Origin of the sequence: Microbacterium sp. YJN-G, assembly GCF_015040615.1 — a bacterium.
GTDB lineage: Bacteria > Actinomycetota > Actinomycetes > Actinomycetales > Microbacteriaceae > Microbacterium.
On the sequence record NZ_CP060402.1, the window covers coordinates 396249 to 412039 of the forward strand.

The following is a 15791-nucleotide window of genomic DNA, read 5'->3' on the forward strand; positions in this document are numbered from 1 at the left end:
CATGATGACCATGACCGACGACAAGACGCGGTACCGACCCGAGCCCTCGGTGCTGACTGCACTGAAGAGCCCCCGGATCCTCACACGCGAGGTCCTAGCCGGCCTCGTCGTCGCGCTGGCGCTCATCCCTGAGGCGATCTCGTTCTCGATCATCGCAGGCGTGGACCCGAAGGTCGGACTGTTCTCGTCGTTCATCATGGCGGTGACGATCGCGTTCGTCGGCGGACGCCCCGCCATGATCACGGCGGCAACCGGTGCGATCGCGCTCGTCATCGCGCCCGTGGCGCGCGAGTACGGGATGGACTACTTCATCGCGACGGTGCTGCTCGCGGGAGTGCTGCAGATCGTGCTCGCGGTTCTCGGCGTCGCGAAGCTGATGCGGTTCATCCCGCGCAGCGTCATGGTCGGCTTCGTGAACGCCCTAGCGATCCTGATCTTCACCGCGCAGCTGCCGCAGCTCATCGATGTGCCGTGGATGGTTTACCCGCTCGTCGCCGTGGGCTTGCTGATCATGGTGTTCATGCCGAAGATCACCAAGGTGATCCCCGCACCGCTCGTGTCGATCATCATCGTCACCGCGGCCGTGGTGGTCTTCGCGATCAACGTGCCGACCGTCGGCGACCAGGGCGAGCTGCCCCGCAGCCTGCCTGAGCTGTTCATCCCGAACGTGCCGCTCACGTGGGAGACGCTCACGATCATCGCTCCCTACGCCTTGGCCATGGCACTCGTCGGCCTCATGGAATCCCTCATGACCGCGAAACTCGTCGACGATGTCACAGACACTCATTCGAACAAGACCCGAGAGTCCTGGGGGCAGGGCGTGGCGAACATCGCCTCGGGTCTGTTCGGCGGCATGGGCGGATGCGCGATGATCGGCCAGACCATGATCAATGTGAAGGCGTCCGGTGCGCGCACCCGCATCTCGACCTTTCTGGCTGGGGTATTCCTGCTGATCCTGATCGTCGTGCTCGGCGACGTCGTGGCGATCATCCCGATGGCCGCACTGGTCGCGGTGATGATCATGGTCTCGGTCGGCACTTTCGACTGGCACTCCATCAAACCCTCCACGCTGAAGCGGATGCCGAAGAGCGAGACCGCCGTCATGGTCATCACCGTCGCCGTGGTCGTCGCGACCCACAACCTTGCGGTCGGCGTGATCATCGGTGTCTTCGTCGCGGCGATCATGTTCGTGCGCCGAGTCGCGCACCTCGTCGACGTCACCCGCGAGGTCACCGAACGCGACGGCGCTCAGGTCGCGCACTACACCGTCGAGGGGCAGCTGTTGTTCGCCTCCAGCAACGACCTGACCACGCTCTTCGAATACGTAGCCGACCCCGAACGGGTGGTCATCGACCTCTCGAGGTCGCACGTCTGGGATGCGTCGACCGTCGCGGCGCTCGATGCGATCGAGACGAAGTACGAGCATCACGGCAAGACCGTCGAGTTCGTCGGAATGAACGACTACACAAACGCGTTCCACGCCCGACTCACCGGCGGGCTCGGGAACGGTCACTGACCTGCAGTAGGCAATGGCGGTCGCGGTTTAGTCAGGGTTCTGCACGGAGTTTTGGATAGTCCGTCCAGTCGCCACTGGCAAGGCGCGACCAGGCAGCTGCTGACGCTGCTGTGATGCCGAGGAGATCGGAGACGATTCGTGGGTGCATCTGCCGGGTCAGTTCGATCAGCGCGGTCGTTCGAGCGCTTCCTGAACGCAGCCCCTGCTGGCGCAGACGTCGGCTGAGTGGGCCTGGCGTGAGATGCAACCCCGGATTCCTGCCGGGAAAGAGCCATCCCTCGGGTCGGTGTCTCGATGTGTCAGCGAGCTCGGCGATCGCATTCCCGAGGACCTCGGGCAGTTCGATTGGCTCGGCTCCGACGGTGAGCTTCACCGGTCGTGATGTCACGTCGACCTGCTCACGGGTGAGCGCGACGATGCGAGTGAGGTGGACGCCGTAGAGGAGCACGAGCAACCCAGCGGCACGCGTCTTGGGATCCATGTCGAGGTCCGAGAGGAACCTTCGAGCCATCTGCCACCGATGGTCGGATTCGTAGTGCCGGCCCTCGAGGTGGCTCGTGCGGAACTCGACGTGGAGTGTGCTGAGCCGGTGCCGTCGCAGCCAGCGTGTGAACGGGGCGAGAGCGTCGCGCTGGCTCGGTGAGCCCGTGAGAAATGCGTCGAGTCCGCGCTGCGAGAAGGTGGCCAGTGTCTCGTGCTGCGATCGGATCTCGTGCAGGAGCGCGGCGCAATGCTTGAGTGCTGCTCGCTGTCTCTGGAAGCCGGCCGCGGGGCTTGAGGGGCCCTGAGACACGGCCCGGAACGCTCTGGTGGACCGGAGAAGCTCCCAGGTGCAGTATCGACGCAGGATTAGCCGATCGTCGGCAGCTTCGATGCTCGCCAACCATTCGTCAAGCCAGTGATCGAAACGCACGGTCTCGACGTCGAGTTCTGGTAGCACGTTGGAGCGGACCAGCAGTGAAAGAAGGAAGGCGACCGACTGGCCAGACCGGGCTCTCGTGATGATCGCGTCCGCGGTGAGAGGCAGGGTTCCTTCTGCGAGTTCACGGAGCACAGCGGCGCATTTGCGCTTGTGCTGCCACCGTTCGAGAGAATTCGCCTTGCCGTGATGTGTGAGGAGGTAATCCGCGAGCGGCTGGAGTTCGGGACGGACACTGCCTGTGTCATCGCAGAGGAGCCGCTGGATGGTGATCGGTCGTCGACACTCAGCGCAGAGGCGATGCTTACGCACTTCTTCGATTGATCCGCAGCTGGGGCATGCCATCGTGATCGGCGAGCCGGCGCAATCGGCGCAGACCTTCTGCCCGTTCATGAATCCGGTGAGAAACACCTTGCGTCCGCACTCAGGGCAGGGTTGCGGGGTGCGCATCGCGTAGTAGCAACGAGCGCATACTCGCCGCCCGTCGAGATGGGAAGCGACACGTCCCGGTTCGCCGCAGAGCCCGCAGGTCTTTATCGGTGCGGTGTAGCAGTTCAGGCAGACAAGCTCTGGACGGCGGACGACGATAGTTGCGTGCTGACCGCACCGGGAGCAGAGGCCGAACGATCGACGATCAGCTCGCCAACATTCGCGGCAGTATCGCTTCCCGTCGATGGTGCGCTGCACTGGCCTGACCCGTCCACAGGTCGCGCAGGCGACCGATCTGGCGTTCCGCTCGCAGCGCGAGCAATGCCTCCCGCCGTTCGGGGCCTTATGCGGCATCCGGACTGCTCGCCCACATGACTCGCACGTCGGCAGCACCACCCGACTCGCGCCCTCTGCGACGAGTGCGTGGGCCAGGTCTTGGACGGTTACTGGCACGTTCCGGTGCCGGCCCTCCAACACCCCGGGTTGCTTCAGCAATGCGAGTTCGAGAAGCCGCTGCGTGAGGGGCACCGGCGCGACCGAATGCACGATCTCGGCCAGTTGCTCGGGTGAGATCTCAGGAATGAGGGGACGGACGAGAGCGACGATCTCCGCGACCCTCGGCTCCTGCGGAGGCTTCGCCGCCACGGCTACTTCGTACGCGGCCGGCGGATGGCGGCCCGGACCGGCCGGAGATCGCCGATAGATCCGCGCGTCGCTTCCTCGCCCACGGCGACCGGGATCCCGGCCTCCCGGCGGGTGATCGCCACGAGATCGTCGAGCGTGCACTCCAGCGCATCGCAGAGCGCTGCGAGGACATCGAGGCGGACGCGCTGTGGCGGCTGCGTCACCAGCCGATACACCTGCTCCCGTGACAGGTCGATGCCGCGCTCCTCGAGTAGCGGTTTCAGCTTCGATGTCTGGAAGATCCCGCGCGATGCCATCACGCTGCGCAGGTTCCAACCGGTCTCGAGCTCAACGACCATCAGCTTCTCCTTCGATCAGGGCCTTCAACGCCTCCGCGAGCACCCGGTTCTTATAGTCCGAACTGACGGAGGCGTAGATGGAAGTCGTCGACGCGTGCATGTGTCCCACCTGCTCCTGGACGAACCGCTCCGCGTAGCCGAACTCCAGGAGGTGCGTGACGTACGAATGCCGGAGGCTATGCAGCGTTAGATCCTTCGACAGGCCAGCCTCGTCGCGCAGCTCTGCGAACCTCCGGTCGAGGTACCCGGCGGACAGGCGCGTGCGCCGCTCGGTCACCCAGAGCGCGTCGAGGTCGGCACTCGGGGCAAAACGCTCCCTCGCCTGCTCGAGCCACCGCTGCATGCCTGGCACCCACCAGTCGAACTCCGGCACCAGCAGTACCGTGCGACGACGAGGCGCACCGCCTCCCGCCGCCTTCGCCCATCGCACGTGGATCGCGCCGTAGCGCCCCCATTGGCGCATCTTGGCGTTGTGATGCAGATCGACGGTGTCGAGCATGACCGCCTCGGTGCGGCGCAGCCCGAACGCATACACGGTCTTCAGCAGTTGCGCGTCCCTCAGGGCTCCGAGCGCGCCCTTCCGTCCGGAATTGACCAGCAGCTCGACACGGGCATCGGCTGTGTCGAACAGGCGCTCGACCTCGTCATAAGTGAACGGACGACGCTTCCCGTCGCCTTCGAACTCAAACCGGTGGGCGACCGTGTTCCATGGCAGGCACACCTGCGACGGGAACTCTCCGAACTCCCGATCGCAGATCTCCATCCAGTCGTACAGCGGGCTCGTGAGGTAATCGCAGAACCCACGGATCGCACCATGATTGGCGCGCATCGTCGAGAGCGTCCGAGTACGCCCGCCGGACTCAGCGGTGAACTCGTCGACATCCGCGACGCTCCACTTCCACGGCGGTTTGTCCACAAAGTCGCGGAACCTCACCACGGTGGCCACCCGATTCCGGATGGTCTGCTCACGCAGGCCTCGGGACAGCTGCTGCTTCCGCCAGCCTTCGATCATCGCGTCGAAGACCTGCTGCTCCGGGTTCGCCAACGCGACGTTCGACGTCGAAGTGATCAGCCGAAGCGCGGTAGGAGAGACCCCAAAATCTTGCATTAGATGCAACAAAGTACGAGACAGTGCATCACCCTGTCAACTCTGATCCCAACATCCGCGAGATCACGCTGTTATGGTCGGAGGTGCTCGGCATCGGGTGCGACCAATAAGCCTCGATTGCAAGCGTAGACAGTTGCATTCACTGCAACTTGCGACGGTTCATCACGCGCCGGCTCATATCGCCGTACAGCTCATAGCTCGACGAGACGGCTGCGACATTGAGTCGCTGTGCGTGCGGGCGCAGCTCAAACCACGGTTTGCCGAGATCCAGGCCCAGGGCTTTGGCCTCCTTGGAGGCTGCGACCACCATGCCGTCGTTGTTGCTCAAGACGACGAGCGGCCGGCCCTCCAGAGACGGGTCAAAGACCCGCTCGAAGGACGCATAGGCCGAGTTGACGTCGACGTGCGCGAGCATGCCAGATCACCGCAGATGGTGGATGCAGTACGTCGCGACACCCCACACCTGGAGGTCGCTCAGCTCGGGCACAACGATGTCCGGGTGCTGCGCGTTTTCCGCCCGCAGGACCACGCCGGCCGGCGTGAGTTCCAAGCGCTTGACGGTCAGTTCCCCGTCAAGGACGGCCACGATAACGTCGCCGTGCTGCGGGAGCTTTGACCGGTCGACCAGCAGCTCATCCCCATCGCTGATGCCGGCACCGGTCATGGAATGCCCGGACGCGCGGACGATGAACGTCGCCGCCTGATCGTCGACGAGCATGTTCGTGAGGTCTATCGGGCCGTCGTAGTAGTCCTGCGCGGGAGAGGGGAACCCACACGCGACCGCGACCGGCGCGGCCATGATGGTCGCCACCGTGTCCGCATCGATCAGACGTGGCAGAGTCGCCAGCATCCCCGCCTCCCAAGCAATGAACATACAACCGATACTCCAGTATGCGCGTTCTGTTCTAGCTTCGAAGATTTACCTGATGAGTGGGCAGGGAGTCGGGCGCGTCGCTACCTCACGTTCGTGACCTCAGCGACCGGCACTTCGGGCCGCGCGCGCAGGTATCGGACGGCGTGACGAAACGAGTTGCCGGTCATGGCGGTGTCGGCGGATATCTCGACCACGAGCGGCTGTACAAGCGTGAGCTGCACCGATTCCCCGCGGGCCCGACTGAACCGGTCGACCGCGACAGGCTTCACGGACGCCGGCCACGGGTGCGTACCCGTCGGAGCCTCCAGCAGCTTGCCGAGCGTCCCTGATGCCGCAGCCGAAAGCGATGTAGAGCGGCCGACGATCCGCAGCTCGCCATCGATAGGCAGGCCGAGGACCAGTTCTCGAGGGCGGTCGCGTGATCCGATGACCGCGCCGCAGATCACGTCCAGAGTGTCACGATGCTTCACCTTCACCCAGACGCGATCGCCACCCCTATAGGGCTGCGCTGCGCCCTTCACGACGAGCCCTTCAATGCCGGAAGGTGTCAGCGCCTCGAACCACTGGGCGGCCTCGACGGCATCCGCCGTCACGGGGGAGAGGTTCAGCGGCGGCGACCAGTCCGTCGCTAACTCTTCAAGCAGCATCCGCCGATCATCCAACGCCAGATCCCGGGCGTCGCGATCCGCGATCGCGAGGACGTCGAAAGCGACATACGACGCCGGTTCCAGCCGAGCCAGTGTGGCCGCTCTCGCCGCCCCAGCGCTTGTGCGGCGCAGCAGCGCATCGAAATCGAGACGGCCGTCGATCCACACGACGGCCTCGCCGTCCAGGACGACACCGGCTGGTAGCTGCGCCGCCGCAGCTACCAGTTCGGGGAAACCGCGGGTGAGGTTCTTCCCTTGCCTCGACCAGAGGGTTACCGTGTCGTCATCGACGACGAGCAGCATACGGAACCCGTCCCACTTCGGTTCATACCGGGCGCCGCCGGGGAGTGAGTCGGCCGCAGGTAGTGACGTCGCCGGCCGAGCTAACGCCACCCCCAGGGGTGGCCGCAGCTCGGCCGGCAGGGCATATCAGCCCTTCACGTCGCGAGGATCATTGCCGTAGCTGTTGCGCTCGGCAATCTGCCCGTCCTCGTTCTTGACGATGTGCTCAACCTTGCGGCTTCGAGCGAGGGCGCGACCGGCGTCGACCGCCTCTTCCTTCGTGCGATGCGCGCCACCTTCGTTCGATGCAGCGCCGGTCACACGGTTGTGCCACGCGCCGTCCTGGTGGAAGGTCTCAACGTCTCCAGCTGGCATGTTGCCTCCGATCGGTCATTGAGACCCCATCTTCACAACTGTGCACCTACGCCAACAGCCCCTTGCCGAGTGGCGCGCGCGCCGTTATCGGGGACTACTCGGCAAAGGGCAGGATCACTTGGCCAGTCTGCCCGTCCGATCAATCTGCCGTAAACGATCGTTAGCGGCGGATCCGGGTTTCGAGCGTCAGTATGCTGCCGTAATGGTTCTCCGGAACTCCGTTTCGGCAGGGGTTTTCAACTCTCCTCGGCAACTAAGTTGTGGCAGATCTACGGGTCACGTCAGAGATCGTCATTCGGGAGAACAGTCACGGTCGGCGGCCCGGTTGAAGTCGGGGACGGGCCGGTTCTGTGCGTCCTGGGGTGTCGGGGCGAGTCCGTTGCGTTCGATGTCGTCGATGAGCCAGTCCATTTCGAGGATCTCTCGGCGTTGCGCTTCGCTGATCTCGACGGCGAGCTCGCAGACACGAATGTCCTGAATCTGCGCTCGTTCGGATCGAGTGATCGCCAGGGAGTGGTGAGGGATCATCGCGCGCATGTACGCGGTGTCATCGACGGTGATCTGGCTGCGGTCGAGGGCGACGCCGCCTCCGAGCAGGAGCACGCTGATAATGACGACGGCGATGTTTGCCTTGGTGTTCTTGTACATGTTCAGCATCCAGGCGAGCATGACGAGTCCCATGGCGCCGCCCATGGTGAGTGCCATGAATACGCGGCTTTCGCTGAAGCGGATGTGGTCCCATTCCCACACTCCGGCGAACATCGTCCAGTACATCACGACCATGCCGGTGAGGATCATTGCTGCGAATCGCAGGTACATTTTCAGCGATCCGCGCTTCTTGTCCTCTGCTTGTCGTTCGCTTCCGTCGTGTGCATGCATGTGATTCACCTGTGCATCTGGATTGTTCGTGCGTCGCGCGGTGGACGTGCGCGCCGATTCAGAGGGCTGCGAGGAGTGTGGCGCACGCGTCTTCGCATCGCCGGCAAGCGGCTGCACACACGGTGCAGTGTTCGTGCATCGTGTGCTTCTCGCACTCATCGGCGCAACTCGCACACGCGGTGCGGCACGCTTCCAGGGCAGCCCGGGTGAGGTTGGCGTCGTAGCCGGTATGCCGGGACAGGACGCGCGCGGTGGTGTCGCAGAGGTCAGCGCAGTCCAGGTTCGTGCGGATGCACTTCGTGAGTTCTGCGACCATCTCCTCGCTCAGACACGCATCGGCGCAGGCCGTGCACGATTGGGCGCATTCGAGGCACGCCTCGATACAGTCCACGAGCGCCTTCTGGTCCACCTGGCCGAGGTCCTTCGGATAGGTGCGGAGCATTTCTGCCGCGACAGTCATGATCGAATCCTCTCGTCGGTTTTGGAGGCTCCCAAACTACGACCGCCGCGTTGTCTCCGGGACCCCGTTGAATACCCCGGGAGGGCATGGTAGCCATCGGTCATGTGCGCATCAGCTCACGGGCCGGTGTCTCGGTGATTCGTTCCCGCAACCGGGTGAGGAGACGTTCGCAGGATCAGCGCCACGGCACCTATGACCATGATCAGCGCGACGTCGTAGCTGGCGACCGTGTAGGTCCACCAGGCAGCATCGGTCGACTGTGTGTCGCTCACCAGGTGCGCCAGGGCAAGGGCCGGCCCCAAGGCCAGGAGTACGTACCCGAGGCGAACGAGCCGTCGATGCGTTCGCACAGGATCGAGCGGGTGGGTTCCGGTGCGGGTCATCGGAAGATCGCTCCAATGGTGAGGAAGCTGGCGGTGGAGAGGAGGGCAACGGCGATCGTCGCGGCGGTGATGAAGAACGTGAGATTCCGCAGAGGGTTCTTGGGTTCATCCATGAGAAGTCCTTGAGTATGGAGCGTTGTGGGTATCCGCCGTTACTGGGCGGGGCTGAGGACGGTCGCGCCGTCCGTGGTGATCTCGACGATGCCGCGGTCGTCGACGAGGATGATGCGCTCGTCGATGACGGCGAGGGCTTGCACGACGCCTTGCAGTGATTCCAGCTTCTGCCAGGCGCCGCCGTCGTCTTGTGACCACAGGACGCCGTCGGTACCTGCACCGAGAAGGGCGCCGTCCGTGCGGGCCTCCAATGCGTAGAGAACGGGGGCTGCGTCGACGGGCGTGAAGGTATTGCCGCCGTCGGTGCTGACGAGGACGCCTTCTTCGGCTGCGGCGTACACGCCGGACTCTGTGGCGGCGAGGTCAGCAGCACCGAGGGGGGCACGTTCTGTCCATGTGTTGCCCTCGTCGGTGCTGGTGAGCAGGGTCACTTGACTGGAAGGGACGCCGTAGAGGACGCCGTCTGGTCCTGCGGTCAGGACGTGGAAGTCGGTGGTGCCGTTGAGCGCGATCGGAGACCAGGAGTTCCCGTAGTCGTCGCTGCGGATGATGCCGAGGTTCGGGGCTCCCAGCTCAGCCGGGGTGTTTTCCCCGGGGTGCCCGGACGCGAACAGTGCGTCTTCTGAGACGGTGAATCCCATGGCGTCGAAGTTATGTCCGCCGATCGGGCCGGAGATCGTCCCGTCGGGGGCGAGGGTGAAGATTCCGTTGTGCGTGGCGACGAACAGGTCATCGCCGCGGGGGTCTTCGGCGATGCCGTGGATGTGGTCGATGCGGGGTGCCGAATCGGGGTTGCCGAGCGGTGTTGCGGTGCATCCGGTGGCGAAGATCGCGAGGGCGGTCACAGTGGCAGTGGCGAGAAGAAATGAGCGTTTCATGAGGGCTTCCGGTGGCGGCCGCGGGACGGCCTGGTTTCACGGCGCGCACGGCGAGGGCGCACCGACATGTCATGGATGTCGCTGTGTGGCGGGTCGATGTAGATGTGGTGGAGGGGCCACAGGTTCGGGCGGGCCGATCGGTCTCGGCCCGCCCGAGTCGTCCTAGAGTTGTCCCAGGAGTTCCTGCATAGCGGCGATCTCTGCGGTCTGATCGTCGATCACCTGCTGCGCGAGGTCGAGAACGTCCGGGTTCTGCGCATCGTCAAGCGCAGTCTGCGCCATATCGACAGCACCTTCGTGGTGCACGATCATCTGCTCGAGGAACAGACGGCTGGCCTCGGCGGCGTCTGCATCCTCCAGCAGGGTCATGTCCTCCTCGGACATCATGCTGTCGTCACCGCCTATTGACCCATGGTCCATACCGCCCATGGAGTCCGGGTCGTAGTCCACGCCCCAGGCTTCGAGCCATCCGAGCATCTTGTCGATCTCGGGGCCCTGCGCCGCTTTGATCTGCTCGGCAAGTTCGACCACGCGGGGGTCGGCCCCGTCCTTGGCAAGCAGAATGTCGGCCATATCGATGGCCTGCTGGTGATGCGGGATCATCATCGTGACGAACATCTCATCCGCCTCAGTCGCCATCGATGCCGATGACGACTGAGACGGAGAGGTGGTCTCGCTGGACGGTGCGGTGCTGTTGTCCGCGCAGCCGCTGAGCGCCAGAGCGAGTGTCAATACACCGGTGCTGACCGCGAGGGGGATCTTCTTGTTCATGATTGTTCCTTCGATAAGTCGCATGAGGGGTCGCAAGTAACGGCGCCAGGCGGCGCCACGAAACCGACCGTTCGGGCCGGCGGCGACTACTCAGGTGCGACTGATCGAAAGGAATGTGAGCGAAGGAGCCCGCGGAAGAACACCGGTCGCATCCCAGCGCATCAGGCTCATCACGCGGTGAAGGAGCAGTCCGCGACCGTGGATCAACATCGGAGGAAGTAGCAGGAGAAAACCGGCGAGCAGCGCGAGCACGCACGCCATCAGCATGTCATCGTGTCCCTGCCCCGGGCCGGTGCTCACATGACAGAGCCCATCACACGCGATGTCTACGGTGTCAGTGCTCCCCGTCACATCAGCGGCATGCTCGTCACCAGCCACGGATGCTGAATGGGCGAGACCGGGTGAGCCGTGCCCGGCCGGTTCGGCGGTGAAGGTGTGCATTGCCAGCAGCCCGACGATGACCATGAGCGTGGCCGCACCCAGCATCAACAGCGCGCGCAGCGACAGTTGCGAGCGTGCGCTGCGAAACGCGACATGCATGCGTTGACCCTCCATCCTGCTCAGGATGCTAACACCACGAACTATGCGCCTCCGCGGGTGACGAACCGACCCCGCTCGCGCGAACAGGAAACGAGCCGCGAGACCCTTCTCTTCGTACCCGGAATACCCCCCAGGGGTATAGTGTTTGGCTACAGAGGCACGACAGTCCGTACTCCGACTCGAGAGAAAGAGGAACAGCGCATGTCCAACTCCACCACAGGATCCTGCTGCAGCCACAACCCCGGCGCCGTCGCTGCCGACGGACGCAAGGATCTTCTCGCCCGACCGGCCGATGAGTACGCCGAATGCCCCGTCATGGTGGGCAGCACCGTCGTCAAGGCGGATGCGGAAGCCGCGGGCTTGTTCCGCGACTACGACGGCAAGCGGTACTACTTCTGCTGCGCCGGATGCGGGCCCGCGTTCGACGCTGACCCGGCCAAGTACGCCGCCGCCGTCTGACGGCGTCTCTCGTGCGAGGCCGCGCACAAGTTGGCCCGCACGGTTCATCCACACCGGAGGAGGATAGGTCCATGAGCACCCCGCACAACGACGGCGCGGAGCACACACACGCGCCTGACGATCATGCAGCGCATGGTCACAACCCGTCTCACCCTGCCACGGTGACCGCGGCAGGGCACGAGTCACAGACGGCCCATCGTGCCATACCGCATGAGCACGGCCAGTCGATGTCGCACGAGGGCCACGGGTCGCCGTCCGGACACGATGGGCACGGCGACCACGATGGATACGGCGGTCATGCGGGGCATGGCGATCACGTCGGTCAGTTCCGTCGGCTGTTCTGGATCATGCTCGTTCTGGCCGTTCCCACCGTCGCGCTCTCGGGCATGTTCTCGATGATCCTCGGCTACACCCTCCCGGACGTTCCGGGTCTGTCATGGGTGTCGCCCGTGCTCGGCACGGTCATGTATGTCTGGGGTGGCAAGCCGTTCCTCGTCGGAGCGGTCAGCGAGCTTCGCTCTCGCCAGCCCGGGATGATGCTCCTCATCGGCCTGGCCATCACGGTCGCGTTCGTCGCCTCCTGGGGTGCGACGCTGCGAATCCTGCACCATGAGCTCGATTTCTGGTGGGAACTCGCCCTTCTCATCGTCATCATGCTGTTGGGGCATTGGATCGAGATGCGCTCTCTCGCTCAGACCACGTCCGCTCTGGACTCTCTCGCTGCTCTTCTGCCGGATGAGGCGGAACGCGTCGAGGATGATCAAGTAGTGACTGTCTCACCGGCCGAGCTCGTCGTCGGAGACGTCGTGATCGTGCGGCCCGGTGCAAGAGTCCCCGCGGACGGACGCATCGTCGACGGACGCGCATCGATGGACGAGTCGATGGTCACGGGCGAGTCCCGCACGGTGGAGCGCAGCATCGGTGACCAGGTCACGGCGGGAACCGTTGCCACCGATTCGGGGCTTCGGGTGGAGATCACCGCGACCGGCGATGACACGACCCTGGCCGGCATCCAACGTCTGGTGACGGAGGCGCAGAGTTCCTCTTCCCGCGCGCAGCGTCTGGCCGACACTGCTGCCGCGTGGTTGTTCTGGTTCGCTCTCGGCGCTGCGGCGATCACGGCGATCGTGTGGACGCTCATCGGCTTCCCCGACGCTGCGGTCATTCGCACGATCACGGTTCTGGTCATCGCTTGCCCGCACGCGTTGGGCCTGGCCATTCCGCTGGTGGTCTCCATCGCCACCGAACGCGCAGCGCGCGGGGGCGTGCTCGTCAAGGATCGTATTGCCCTGGAGAGCATGCGCACCGTCGACACGGTGCTGTTCGACAAGACCGGCACCCTCACCAAGGGTGAGCCTGTCGTCTCGGAAGTCTCCGCCGTCGACGGCGCAGATCCCGACCGCGCTCTCGCGTTGGCTGCAGCTGCCGAGGCCGACAGTGAGCACCCGCTTGCGAGGGCCATTGTCCGCGCGGCCGCCGACAAGCAGCTCACGCTCCCGCGCAGCGGTGATTTCCGGTCGTCACCCGCCGTGGGTGTCACCGCGACCGTCGAGGGGACGACTGTTCGGGTCGGTGGACCGCACCTGCTCTCCGAGGAGAGCGCGGACGAGCTCCCGATCGCCGATCAGTGGCGTGCAGATGGCGCCATCATCCTCCACGTCACCCAGGACGGCCGCGTTCTCGGGGCTCTGAAGCTCGCTGACGAGGTGCGCTCCGAATCGCGCGAAGCCGTCGACGCCCTCCATGTGCTCGGCGTTCAGGTCGTGATGATCACCGGTGACGCTGAAGCCGTCGCACACGCCGTCGCCCAGGATCTCGGCATCGATCGTGTCTTCGCCGGGGTGCGCCCCGAGGACAAGGCCGCGAAGGTTCAGGAGTTACAGAGCGAGGACCGGAAAGTTGCGATGGTCGGCGACGGCGTCAACGACGCCCCCGCCCTCGCGCAGGCTGACGTCGGGCTCGCGATCGGTGCCGGCACGGATGTCGCGATCGCCTCAGCCGGTGTGATTCTCGCCAGCGACGACCCTCGCTCTGTGCTGTCGGTGATCGAATTGTCGCGGGCGTCATACCGGAAGATGAAGCAGAACTTGTGGTGGGCGGCTGGCTACAACCTCATCTCCGTGCCACTGGCCGCTGGCATCCTCGCCCCTATCGGCTTCGTGCTTCCGATGTCGGTCGGAGCGATCCTCATGTCGTTGTCCACGATCGTTGTCGCCTTGAACGCGCAACTGCTGCGCCGGCTCGATCTGCGGCCCGACACCACGACCCGCGCCATCCTGAATCGATGACAACGACCGCCCGGAGACCCCGATGACTGACACCGCCGACCAGACAACGTGCGACCACGGTGAGCACGGGTACATCACCGACAAAGCCCGCTACCTCACCCGCCTCAAGCGCATCGAGGGGCAATCACGCGGTATCTACCGCATGGTCGAGGACGAGAAGTACTGCATCGACATCCTCACTCAGATCTCCGCGCTGACCAGCGCGTTACAAAGCGTTGCCGTCGGACTCCTCGAAGACCACCTGCGCCACTGCGTGGCAGATGCAGCTCGCGCCGGCGGCGACATCGCCGAAGAGAAAGTGCGTGAAGCGTCCCAGGCGATCGCGCGCCTGGTGCGCTGAACCACTTCAGATCAGTTCCGATGGGTCTGGTGAAGCCCAGAACGGTTCACGCTCTCGCGCGCCTGTACTCAAACACACCGTCCGGCCCCTGAGCTTCAAGGAGGTCATAGAGCACGCCATCGTGATCGATGCTGGGCTTCGGTTGCCCATTGGGCTGGAGCGGGCAGAGGACGGATTCGCCATCATCGGCCGCCGCCTCATCGTCGTGCAGAACCGCGATATACGTTTCGATCGACATACCGCCACGCTACCTGCGGCACCGCGCATTTCCTGGTGCTCTGTGCGGTGATGAGACCACCCACCGCAGCTTCGCATGCCCAGCACATCGGGCGGACCTACCGTTTAATCGCCAGCGGGTCGGTGGATTCTTAGTGCTCGTGCGTGTCGTGCTCGCCGTGCTCGTGGTCGTCTTCAAGGAGCATCCCTACGGAGGTCGCGCAGGCGTCGCCGCGCCAGGCTTCGCTGCCCTCGCGGATCGCGAAGCCTGCAATGACGAGACCCGCGATCGCGTCGGCCCACCACCAGCCGAACAGGCTGTTGAGCACGAGCCCGATGAGCACCGCGGCGGACAGGTACGTGCAGATGAGGGTCTGTTTTGAGTCCGCGACTGCCGTCGCCGAACCGAGTTCGCGGCCGGCGCGACGTTCCGCGAACGAGAGGAAGGGCATGGTCGCCACGCTGAGCGCGGTCATGACGATGCCGAGCGTCGAATGCTCGACATCTGTCTGAGTGAGCAGGGCCAGAGCAGAGGAGACGATGACGTATGCGGCGAGGGCGAAGAAAGCTATTGCAATGACGCGCAGCGTCCCCTGCTCCCACCGCTCTGGATCGCGGCGTGTGAATTGCCACGCGACGGCTGCCGCCGAGAGGACTTCGATGGTGGAGTCGAGGCCGAATCCGATGAGCGCGGTCGAGGACGCGATTGAGCCAGCCGAGATGGCAACGATCGCTTCGACGATGTTGTAGACAATCGTTGCGGTGACGATCCACCGGACGCGCCGCTGGAGGACACCGCGGCGCTCCTTGGTGAGCCGAATATCGGTGGCGCTCATGCGCAGGTGCAGCTCTCTCCGCCACAGCAGCCGGGCTCGAGAAACAGAACAACGCCCATCAGCTCGTCGAGGGCAGGGGCGAGGTGGGCATCCGCTAGTCGGTACCAGGTGCGCCGACCGTCCGGGATTGCCTCGACCAGTCCGCAGCCGCGCAGGCATGCAAGCTGGTTCGACATGACCTGCCGCGAGACGCCGAGAGCATCCGCGAGGTCTGACGGGTATGCAGGAGCTTCCCGCAACGCCAACAGGACACCCGCACGGGTCGGATCAGACAGCGCGTGGCCGAGACGGGCGACCGCCGCGGTGTGGGTCGCGGACGCGAGAGCAGTAATGGGCACAATCAGGACAATACAGGAACTCATGAATTAACGACATCGTGAACTAATCCGCGTTTCTGCAAGGCTCGATCATCAGCCGTAAACGATCGTTTTCGGCGTTACTGGCCCGTTCGCTCCTTATGAGGCGCCGCAAACGATCTCCGGAATCCCCTTTCG

General features: G+C 64.5%; 19 protein-coding genes and 1 pseudogene. 4 read left to right on the plus strand and 16 right to left on the minus strand.

Annotation, left to right across the window (positions count from 1 at the left end; all coding sequences use genetic code 11):
• Position 1: 1 nt before the first annotated feature.
• Positions 2-1516: a SulP family inorganic anion transporter gene (locus H7694_RS01825; protein ID WP_193597881.1), complete on the plus strand. Its 1515-nt coding sequence runs from the start codon at positions 2-4 to the stop codon at positions 1514-1516.
• 31 nt (positions 1517-1547) lie between these two features.
• Here the strand turns inward: H7694_RS01825 and H7694_RS01830 are convergent, their stop codons facing one another.
• From H7694_RS01830 to H7694_RS01890, 13 genes and pseudogenes are all read right to left on the minus strand, one after another.
• Positions 1548-2846: a hypothetical protein gene (locus H7694_RS01830; RefSeq protein ID WP_193597882.1), complete on the minus strand. Its 1299-nt coding sequence runs from the start codon at positions 2844-2846 to the stop codon at positions 1548-1550.
• A 665-nt stretch (positions 2847-3511) separates the two neighbouring features.
• A complete protein-coding gene (locus H7694_RS01835; RefSeq protein WP_193597883.1) occupies positions 3512-3847 on the minus strand; it encodes a helix-turn-helix domain-containing protein in 336 nt (111 codons plus the stop codon).
• The gene (locus H7694_RS01840; RefSeq protein ID WP_193597884.1) at positions 3837-4892 is read right to left on the minus strand and encodes a tyrosine-type recombinase/integrase; all 1056 of its coding nucleotides are present in this window, start codon (positions 4890-4892) and stop codon (positions 3837-3839) included. Before H7694_RS01840 ends, H7694_RS01835 begins: the two co-directional genes overlap by 11 nt.
• Before the next feature lie 223 nt (positions 4893-5115).
• A pseudogene (locus H7694_RS01845) lies at positions 5116-5370 on the minus strand (DNA polymerase V subunit UmuC); the annotation flags it as partial.
• 6 nt (positions 5371-5376) lie between these two features.
• Positions 5377-5805, minus strand: coding sequence for a LexA family protein (locus H7694_RS01850; RefSeq protein WP_193597886.1), 429 nt, complete (start codon positions 5803-5805; stop codon positions 5377-5379).
• A gap of 104 nt (positions 5806-5909) precedes the next feature.
• Entirely contained in the window at positions 5910-6869 is a 960-nt protein-coding gene (locus H7694_RS01855; protein ID WP_319805265.1) for an ATP-dependent DNA ligase, read from the minus strand.
• A gap of 36 nt (positions 6870-6905) precedes the next feature.
• Positions 6906-7133: a DUF2188 domain-containing protein gene (locus H7694_RS01860; protein ID WP_193597887.1), complete on the minus strand. Its 228-nt coding sequence runs from the start codon at positions 7131-7133 to the stop codon at positions 6906-6908.
• A gap of 291 nt (positions 7134-7424) precedes the next feature.
• Positions 7425-8129: a DUF305 domain-containing protein gene (locus H7694_RS01865; protein ID WP_227468238.1), complete on the minus strand. Its 705-nt coding sequence runs from the start codon at positions 8127-8129 to the stop codon at positions 7425-7427.
• Complete coding sequence (locus H7694_RS01870; RefSeq protein ID WP_147040934.1) at positions 8071-8472, minus strand: four-helix bundle copper-binding protein; 402 nt, start codon at positions 8470-8472, stop codon at positions 8071-8073. The genes H7694_RS01865 and H7694_RS01870 overlap by 59 nt, the downstream gene beginning before the upstream one ends.
• Before the next feature lie 116 nt (positions 8473-8588).
• Positions 8589-8855: a hypothetical protein gene (locus H7694_RS01875; RefSeq protein WP_193597888.1), complete on the minus strand. Its 267-nt coding sequence runs from the start codon at positions 8853-8855 to the stop codon at positions 8589-8591.
• 152 nt (positions 8856-9007) lie between these two features.
• Positions 9008-9814, minus strand: a complete 807-nt coding sequence (locus H7694_RS01880; RefSeq protein WP_227468239.1) for a F510_1955 family glycosylhydrolase — start codon at positions 9812-9814, stop codon at positions 9008-9010.
• A gap of 195 nt (positions 9815-10009) precedes the next feature.
• Entirely contained in the window at positions 10010-10618 is a 609-nt protein-coding gene (locus H7694_RS01885; RefSeq protein WP_147040938.1) for a DUF305 domain-containing protein, read from the minus strand.
• 90 nt (positions 10619-10708) lie between these two features.
• The gene (locus H7694_RS01890) at positions 10709-11158 is read right to left on the minus strand and encodes a DUF6153 family protein (RefSeq protein ID WP_147040940.1); all 450 of its coding nucleotides are present in this window, start codon (positions 11156-11158) and stop codon (positions 10709-10711) included.
• 201 nt (positions 11159-11359) lie between these two features.
• Between H7694_RS01890 and H7694_RS01895 the strand changes: the two genes are divergently transcribed.
• The 3 genes from H7694_RS01895 to H7694_RS01905 all read left to right on the plus strand — a co-directional run bounded on the left by H7694_RS01895 (position 11360) and on the right by H7694_RS01905 (position 14245).
• Entirely contained in the window at positions 11360-11617 is a 258-nt protein-coding gene (locus tag H7694_RS01895; protein ID WP_193597889.1) for a YHS domain-containing protein, read from the plus strand.
• 71 nt (positions 11618-11688) lie between these two features.
• On the plus strand, positions 11689-13905 hold the full coding sequence (locus tag H7694_RS01900) for a heavy metal translocating P-type ATPase (protein ID WP_413782922.1): 2217 nt from the start codon (positions 11689-11691) through the stop codon (positions 13903-13905).
• A gap of 22 nt (positions 13906-13927) precedes the next feature.
• On the plus strand, positions 13928-14245 hold the full coding sequence (locus H7694_RS01905; RefSeq protein ID WP_188399009.1) for a metal-sensitive transcriptional regulator: 318 nt from the start codon (positions 13928-13930) through the stop codon (positions 14243-14245).
• A gap of 46 nt (positions 14246-14291) precedes the next feature.
• On the opposite strand, the gene H7694_RS01910 is transcribed toward H7694_RS01905, so the two are convergent.
• The 3 genes from H7694_RS01910 to H7694_RS01920 all read right to left on the minus strand — a co-directional run bounded on the left by H7694_RS01910 (position 14292) and on the right by H7694_RS01920 (position 15659).
• Positions 14292-14483 (minus strand): hypothetical protein, encoded by a 192-nt coding sequence (locus H7694_RS01910; protein ID WP_147040820.1) that lies wholly within the window; start codon positions 14481-14483, stop codon positions 14292-14294.
• Positions 14484-14613: 130 nt separating this feature from the next.
• Positions 14614-15297, minus strand: coding sequence for a cation transporter (locus H7694_RS01915; protein ID WP_147040818.1), 684 nt, complete (start codon positions 15295-15297; stop codon positions 14614-14616).
• Positions 15294-15659, minus strand: coding sequence for an ArsR/SmtB family transcription factor (locus H7694_RS01920; RefSeq protein ID WP_147040816.1), 366 nt, complete (start codon positions 15657-15659; stop codon positions 15294-15296). The genes H7694_RS01915 and H7694_RS01920 overlap by 4 nt, the downstream gene beginning before the upstream one ends.
• Between the last annotated feature and the right edge of the window lie 132 nt (positions 15660-15791).